The following is a 7,243-nucleotide window of genomic DNA, read 5'->3' on the forward strand; positions in this document are numbered from 1 at the left end:
AATCCAGGCGGCCCTCCCGGCGCACGCGTTCGATGATGCGGATCGTGCTGTCGTAGAGACTGGGATCGCCCCAGACGAGAAAGGCGCCGCTGCCATCATCCGGGAGACCGGAGATCAGTTCTCCATAGATGCGGGCGATCTCGCCGTGCCAGGCGTCGACGCTCTGCACATAGCTCTTGTTTGCCGTCTGCCTTTGCGGCACCGCGAATTCTGAAATCCTGCCAGCCGGCCGCGTGATATAGCGTTCGCAGATATCCCGCCGGATTTCAGCGAGCTCTTCCTTGCCTACGCCCTTGACCGGCAGGAAGACCACGTCGGCTGCGTTCATCGCGGTGATCGCCTGTATGGTCAGGTGCTCCGGGTTGCCCGTGCCGATGCCGATGATATGGATATGCTTCACGCGGATACTCCCCTTGAGTCCTGGGGGTCTTGCCGAAAAAGCTGGCTCGCCGCAAGGGTGGGACAGGGAGTTGGCCGCGGCCAACCTGCTTCATTGTTGCTAACTTGGCCCTGTTGTTGCTGCAATTCCCGAATCGTGTCACTTTCGATACGCTTTTTGACGCTAAGTTGACAGAAAAGCGCATCGAAAAGGATTGGGTGTTTTGGACAACATTAGCGTATCGACGACAGATGTACGGATCGAGCGGCATGCGAACCAGCTTTCGCGGCAACTGAAGCTCCTCCGCGACAAGTTGTTTCCGCCGCTCTCGCAAAAGACGCTACGAACATTCTCCTCCGGCGAGGCGGCCCAGATGATCGGCGTCTCGGACGGCTATCTTCGCCAGCTTTCACTGGATGGCAAGGGACCGCAGCCGGATCTTGCCCAGAATGGTCGGCGTTCCTACACACTCGGCCAGATCAACGAATTGCGCCAGTATATGGCGAAGCTCAAGCCGAAGGACGCGCTTTCCTATCAGCCGTGGCGTCGCCCTGGCGAAAAGCTGCAGACGGTTGCCGTCACCAATTTCAAGGGCGGCTCGGCCAAAACAACGACGACGCTCTATCTGGCGCAGTATCTGGCGCTGGCGGGCTACCGGGTGCTTGCGATCGATCTCGATCCGCAGGCTTCGCTCTCCTCCATGCTCGGCGTTCAGCCCGAATTCGATCTTTCCGAGGGCGATACGCTCTATGGCGCAATTCGCTATGATGAGGGCCGCAAGCCGCTGAAAGAGATCGTCCGCAAGACCTATTTCGATGGGCTGGATCTGGTGCCAGGCAATCTCGAACTGATGGAGTTCGAGCATGAGACGCCACGAGCACTGAACGACCGGCAGCGACCCGGCGAGCTGTTCTTCCGTCGCGTTGGCGTCGCCATTGCCGAGGTCGAGGCCGATTACGACATCGTGGTGATCGACTGCCCGCCGCAGCTTGGCTATCTGACGCTTGGCGCCGTCTGCGCGGCAACATCGCTGCTCATCACCATCCATCCGCAAATGGTCGACGTCGCTTCCATGTCGCAGTTCCTGCTGATGACTTCGGATCTGCTTTCTGTCGTGCGCAAGGCCGGCGGCGATCTGCAGCATGACTTCATCAAATATGTCGTCACTCGTCACGAACCCTTCGATGCGCCGCAGTCGCAGATCGTCGCGCTGCTGCGCGGCCTCTTCAGTGATGATGTGTTGACGGCGACCATTCTCAAATCGACGGCGATCGCCGATGTCGGCCTGACCAAGCAGACGCTCTACGAGATCGAGAAGGGGCAGGTGCGCCGCTCGACCTATGACCGGGCGCTGGAATCGGTCAATGCCGCCAACAGCGAGGTTCTCGCCGGTATTCACAAAGCCTGGGGTCGAGTATGAGCAGACGGGATCGCCTGAAAGGTCTTTTCGACGATACGGCCCAGGAGTTGGCCGCGGCCAACTACGAGGAACCGTCTTCGCGCGGATCGGCCGGGCCGGTTCGGACGATGGCGCTGACGCTTGGCCGCATGGAGGAAGAGAGCAGGGCAATGCAGGAGGCTTTGCTCTCCGGTGAACGCATCGTCGAGCTTGATCCCGATCTGATTGATTCCTCCTTCGTCCGTGACCGCCTTGCCGACCAGCCCCTCGATATCGAAGACGAGCTGGTGCATTCGATTGCCGAGAACGGCCAGGAAGTGCCGATCCTCGTTCGCCGCCATCCCAATGATGAGGATCGCTACCAGATCGCCTATGGCCATCGCCGTCTGCAGGCTGTCAAGCTGCTCGGGCTCAAGGTGCAGGCGATCGTCCGCAAGCTCGACGATACCGATGTCGTCATCGCGCAGGGCATCGAGAATTCGGCGCGCCGGAACCTTTCTTATATCGAGCGCGCGGTCTTTGCCCTCAATCTCGAGCTCAAGGGTTTTGAGCGTCCCGTTATCATGAAAGCGCTGTCGACGGACAAGACGGAGCTATCGAAGCTGATATCCGTCGCAAAAGCCATCCCCGCCGAAATCGTCAGCTCGGTCGGAGCCGCGCCTGGCATCGGGCGACGCAGGTGGATGGCGCTTGCCCAGGACTGGAATGGGATGACGGCCGCCCGGCTTGCCAAGCTCATTGCCTCGGGAAGTTTCCTGGCGGAAGAGAGCGACCGCCGTTTCGAGCTTTTGGTTGCTGAGCTCGCCAGGAAAGAGGCGAAACCCGAAACCACGGAATATGACTGGAAGCCGAAGAGCGGCGGCAAGATTGCCGGCCGAATCAAAAGCGCCGGCAATTCCTTCACGATCGCGTTGAAGACCGGCGATGCGCCGGATTTCGGCGCTTACATTTCACGCCGTCTCGATGAGCTTTACGAAGCCTATCGGGCCGGCAAATTGCAAGCAGGAGAGTAGACCGCAAAAGAAAAAAGCCTCCGAACGTTGCCGCCGCGGAAGCCTTTCTCATATCTGGACAATCTGAGAATCGCACTTCCTCGAATCACTGTCAAGCGTCTTCGGCATCCTTTTGGGTGGTAGGTTTCTTTTGCCTTGAAAAAAGGTGAGGGACATGGAGCCTCAATATATATCGACGCCCTTTGGGCGGCGATCGATGACACGTGGCATGCTGGCAAGCCAGGAGAGCGCCAGCAAGGTCGATCCGGACGCATCGGTCGACAAGTGGAAGATATTTCGTGCGCTCTGCGAAGCAAAGGACATGGTCGGCGTATCCGACCGTGCCCTGGCTGTTCTCAACGCGCTATTGACCTTCTACCCGAAGAACGAGATTGCCGAGGCCAACGGCTTCGTCGTCTTTCCCTCAAACGAGCAGCTGTCGCTGCGCACGCATGGCATGGCCGGCACGACGTTGCGGAGGAACCTGGCGATGCTGGTGGAAGCCGGCCTGATCATCCGCCGGGATAGCCCGAACGGGAAACGTTTTGCCCGCCGCAACGGCGAGGGCGGGCTTGGTGAAGCCTTTGGCTTCAGCCTGGCGCCGCTCCTGGTGCGCGCTCGCGAGATCGAGGCGCAGGCGGCTCAGGTGATGGCCGCCAAGCTCGAATGGAAGCGCCTGAGGGAGCGCCTGACACTTTGCCGGCGTGACATCACCAAGCTCATCGAGATCGCGCTGGAAGAGGAAATTGCCGGCGAATGGATCGAGATGCAAAAGCATTTCAATCTGCTTTCCGCAAGCCTGCCGCGCCGCCCGTCGGCCGCCGAGATGGAAAGCCTGCTGGCTGATCTCGAAGCTTTCCGGGAATTGATCGTCAAGACGCTGGAATCGAAGTCGAAAACAGAAAAATCAGACGCCAATGATAACCAAAACGGTCGGCACATACATAGTTCAAACCCACACCCTATATCTGAACTTGAACCAAGCTTCGAAACGAAGCAGGACGCAAAGCCGGAGGAAGAACCGCAGCCGTGGCGGGAGCCGCCGAAATCCTTCCCCCTTGCCATGGTGCTGCAGGCCTGCCCGGAGATCATCGCTTACGGCCCGGGCGGCGGCATCGGCAGCTGGCGCGATCTGATGGCTGCGGCCGTCATCGTCCGCTCCACTCTTGGCGTCAGCCCCAGCGCCTATCAGCTGGCCTGCGATGTCATGGGGCCGGAAAACGCCGCCACGGTGATCGCCTGCATTCTGGAAAGGGGCGGACATATCAACTCGGCCGGCGGTTACCTGCGTGACCTGACGCGGCGGGCGGAGCGTGGCGAATTCTCGCTGGGACCGATGCTGATGGCGCTGATGCGGGCAAATGGTCCGGCGGCGAGGAAAACCGGATGAGCGGCTATGAAAAAGTTTCGCGCCAGCTGCGACGGCTAGAAGCATATGCGGCCGGTCGATCAACCATCTTAACGGCTTCCATTTCCGCAGTTTTGTTGAAATACGCTGTTAACCATGTCATACATGGCGGAAGGAAACACGTGTTTTGCTTCCATTTGTGAAAAACCCTAAAGCTTAACAATGCGCTACGATATCGACGGCACGATGCTTCAAACCCTGCTTCCAGCCCTTGCCGCGGCGGAGGATGCGGTGGCGCGGCTGGACGAGCGGGTGTTGCGCTCGCCGGTCGGCGAGGGATTTGCCGAACGCAGCCATTTCTTCGATGCCGCCGGCGCGCTGTGGGTGGCCGGCGAACTCGTGCATGTCGAGGATCTCGTTTTGCATGATGCGCATATGGATAGCCGCGCTCCCACCCACGAACTGACGATCGCCCATTCCGTGCTGCGGGCACGTCGGCGCATCTGGACAGGCGAACCCTCCTGGGCACTCGGCGTCTCGGGTCTTGCGACGCTGACTGCAACCGGCGGGGAAGGGGAGGGGAAGGTGCCGGACGCGAAGAGCCCCGCAGTTCCGGCCGAGACCGACGAGGAAGGCGAGGATGAGAGCGGCCCGCTCGCTGCCGAGATGGCGGAGATCGATGCGCTTCTTGCCCGCTCGCAGAAGCTGCTCGATATCCATACGGGGAAAACGCCGGCAAGCGAGACGGCTGCCCTTACCCCGGCAAGGCGCAACGAAGATCCTCTCGGCTTGCTCGGTGACGACGAGTGGGACGAGGAACAGCGGCTAGCGGAGTGGCGAAGCGTCCAGCCATTGGCCGATACCTTGCCGCCGGTTCTCGGCGCCATCATCCTCTTCGAAGCCTGGGAAAGGATCGAGCCGTTGCGGCGTCAGCACTGGCTCGGCGGCCTTCTGGTCGCAAGCCATCTACGCGCCCGCGGCAAGGTCGCGTCGCATCTGTTTTCTTTTTACGGCGGGCTGAAGCTGGTGCGCCATGAGCGTCGTCGAGCACGCGATCGCGTCACGCGGCTGCAAGCCTTTCTGGAGGCGATGCATCTGGGCGCTGTGGCCGGCCTCAAGGAAATCGACCGCTTGACCTTGGCGCGCACGCAGATGGAGCTGCGCTTTCGCGGCCGCCGTTCGAACAGCAGCCTGCCGGAGCTTGCCGATTTCATCCTGTCGCGGCCAATGGTCTCGGCGGCGATGATTGCCCGTCATCTGCGCATCACGCCGCGCGGTGCGCTAAACCTCGTCAACGACATCGGCATTCGTGAAATCACCGGCCGGGGGCGCTACCGCGCCTGGGGCATCATTTGAAACGAAAACGGCCGGGCGTTGGCCCGGCCGTTTCCTTTGGGTGAGCACCTAGTCCGCCATCCTGTCACAGACTGCAGACCAGGCGCTCTTGCGCTTCCTTTGCCCCCAGAAGCGCAGTCCCTATTCCCGCTCGCCGGTGAAGTTGAGCAGAAGCTGGAAGATGTTGACGAAGTTCAGGTAGAGCGAGAGCGCACCGAAGACGGCAAGCTTCTGGTTCGATTCCTGATCGTAGTTTTCCGAATACTGTTCCTTGATGTTCTGCGTGTCATAGGCGGTGAGGCCGACGAAGACGACGATGCCGATCACCGAGATCGCAAATTGCAGTGCGCTCGAACCCAGGAAGATGTTGACGACTGAGGCGATGATGACGCCGAAGAGGCCCATTATCAGGAACGAGCCCATGCGCGACAGGTCACGCTTGGTCGCATAGCCGTAGAGGCTGGTGGCGCCGAACATCGTCGCGGTGATGAAGAAGGTCCGCGCGATGCTCATCCCGGTGAAGACCAGGAAGACGGAAGCGAGCGACAGGCCCATCACGGCGCAGAAGGCCCAGAAGGTGATCTGAGCGGTGCCGGCTGACATCGTCTGGATCTTGAACGAGAAGAAGAAGACGAAGGCGAGCGGCGCGAGCATCACCACCCACTTCAGCGGCGAGCCGAAGATCGGGACATAAAGTGCCGGCGTCGAGCCGACGACAAAGGCCACCAGGCCTGTGATGACGAGGCCGAGAGCCATATAGTTGTAGACGCGCAGCATGTGCTGGCGCAGGCCCTCGTCGAAGAGGGCTTGGGAGCCGGCGACGGCGCCGTAGCGGGAATTGATCGGGTTCATGCTGATCTCCTCGGTTTGAATTAATAGAGCGAGCGGGCGAGCCGTTCGGCCGCCTGGTCGAGATTGAGACCGCTATCGTCGGCGATCAGCGCATAAGCGACCTCGCCGATCTGCCAATAGGCGGCTTCCGCTTTTTCCAGCGTGAGATGACTGACCGGCTTGACCTCGAAAGCGCCCGGACGGACGGCGAAAAGCGACAGTTGCTTTCCATCCGCTTGTTCGATCGCCATCTCGACGCTGGGACCGAATTCGGACGGGAAGATCTGCACGTCGGCGACCTTCCAATCCCTGGGCAGTTCGGGCATCACAATCGCCGTGGCGGCGCGAATATCGTCGGCGCTATAGGTGGCCGGCGTCTGCGGAGGCATCGATTGGCGCAGCGCCGCGGTCTGATAGGCGCGGACGGCATCCTCGACATAGGCGGGTGCTGGAACCGATGCCACCACCTCGGTCGCCGAGAAGGCGCCGAAGGAATTGTGCGCCACCCAGCCGGCGGCGATCAGAATGCCGACGGCGGCAACGCGCTGCAAGGAATGTAAGATGCGGCCATAGGAAAGGCCACGTTCCAGCCGGCGGGCGGCATCGCGGGTCTCGGGCCGGCCGAAGGCACTTTCGCCGGCAAGCGCCAGGCGCAGTTCGCCCTTCATGCTGAGGTCGGCCATGACCTTAGCGGCAATCGCCGGATGGTCGGAAAGATAGGATTCCACCTGGATGCGACGGGCGACATCGAGCTCGCCATCCACATAGGCGTCGAGATCGGCATCGATGATCGGATCAACTGCTTTCATTGCCGTTCCCTCCGATTAATCTCAGATGCGAAACCCGCGGCGTCTTCTCCTCGAATTCGCGCAGTTGAGCGCGGGCGCGGGAGATGCGCGACATCAGCGTCCCCACTGGAATGCCAAGCGCCTCGGCGGCCTCCTGGTAGGAAAGGTCTT

The 7,243-nt window shown here is 60.8% G+C and carries 8 protein-coding genes; 4 read left to right on the forward strand and 4 right to left on the reverse strand.

The window, feature by feature from the left end; all coding sequences use genetic code 11:
• The coding region (locus FY112_RS02645) for an SAM-dependent methyltransferase (RefSeq protein WP_151517591.1) at positions 1-400 on the reverse strand (400 nt) is incomplete at its 3' end.
• 202 nt (positions 401-602) lie between these two features.
• On the opposite strand from FY112_RS02645, the gene repA reads away from it, so the two are divergent.
• The 4 genes from repA to FY112_RS02665 all read left to right on the forward strand — a co-directional run bounded on the left by repA (position 603) and on the right by FY112_RS02665 (position 5,474).
• On the forward strand, positions 603-1,799 hold the full coding sequence (gene repA / locus FY112_RS02650) for a plasmid partitioning protein RepA (protein ID WP_151517592.1): 1,197 nt from the start codon (positions 603-605) through the stop codon (positions 1,797-1,799).
• Positions 1,796-2,791, forward strand: a complete 996-nt coding sequence (gene repB / locus FY112_RS02655; RefSeq protein ID WP_131621334.1) for a plasmid partitioning protein RepB — start codon at positions 1,796-1,798, stop codon at positions 2,789-2,791. Before repA ends, repB begins: the two co-directional genes overlap by 4 nt.
• Positions 2,792-2,945: 154 nt before the next feature.
• Positions 2,946-4,160 (forward strand): plasmid replication protein RepC, encoded by a 1,215-nt coding sequence (repC, locus tag FY112_RS02660; RefSeq protein WP_151517593.1) that lies wholly within the window; start codon positions 2,946-2,948, stop codon positions 4,158-4,160.
• Positions 4,161-4,340: 180 nt separating this feature from the next.
• A complete protein-coding gene (locus tag FY112_RS02665) occupies positions 4,341-5,474 on the forward strand; it encodes an RHE_PE00001 family protein (protein WP_017957776.1) in 1,134 nt (377 codons plus the stop codon).
• Positions 5,475-5,594: 120 nt separating this feature from the next.
• Here FY112_RS02665 and FY112_RS02670 read toward each other — a convergent pair whose 3' ends face one another.
• The 3 genes from FY112_RS02670 to FY112_RS02680 form a co-directional block, all read right to left on the reverse strand.
• Positions 5,595-6,305 (reverse strand): Bax inhibitor-1/YccA family protein, encoded by a 711-nt coding sequence (locus FY112_RS02670; RefSeq protein ID WP_017957777.1) that lies wholly within the window; start codon positions 6,303-6,305, stop codon positions 5,595-5,597.
• 20 nt (positions 6,306-6,325) lie between these two features.
• Positions 6,326-7,093: an anti-sigma factor gene (locus FY112_RS02675; protein ID WP_151517594.1), complete on the reverse strand. Its 768-nt coding sequence runs from the start codon at positions 7,091-7,093 to the stop codon at positions 6,326-6,328.
• Positions 7,080-7,243, reverse strand: a 164-nt coding sequence (locus FY112_RS02680) for a sigma factor-like helix-turn-helix DNA-binding protein (RefSeq protein WP_281408433.1), incomplete at its 5' end; no start/stop codon positions are given. The genes FY112_RS02675 and FY112_RS02680, both read right to left, overlap by 14 nt.

This window comes from Rhizobium sp. PEPV16, from assembly GCF_008919455.1.
In the GTDB taxonomy this organism is placed as follows: Bacteria; Pseudomonadota; Alphaproteobacteria; order Rhizobiales; family Rhizobiaceae; genus Rhizobium; species Rhizobium leguminosarum_Q.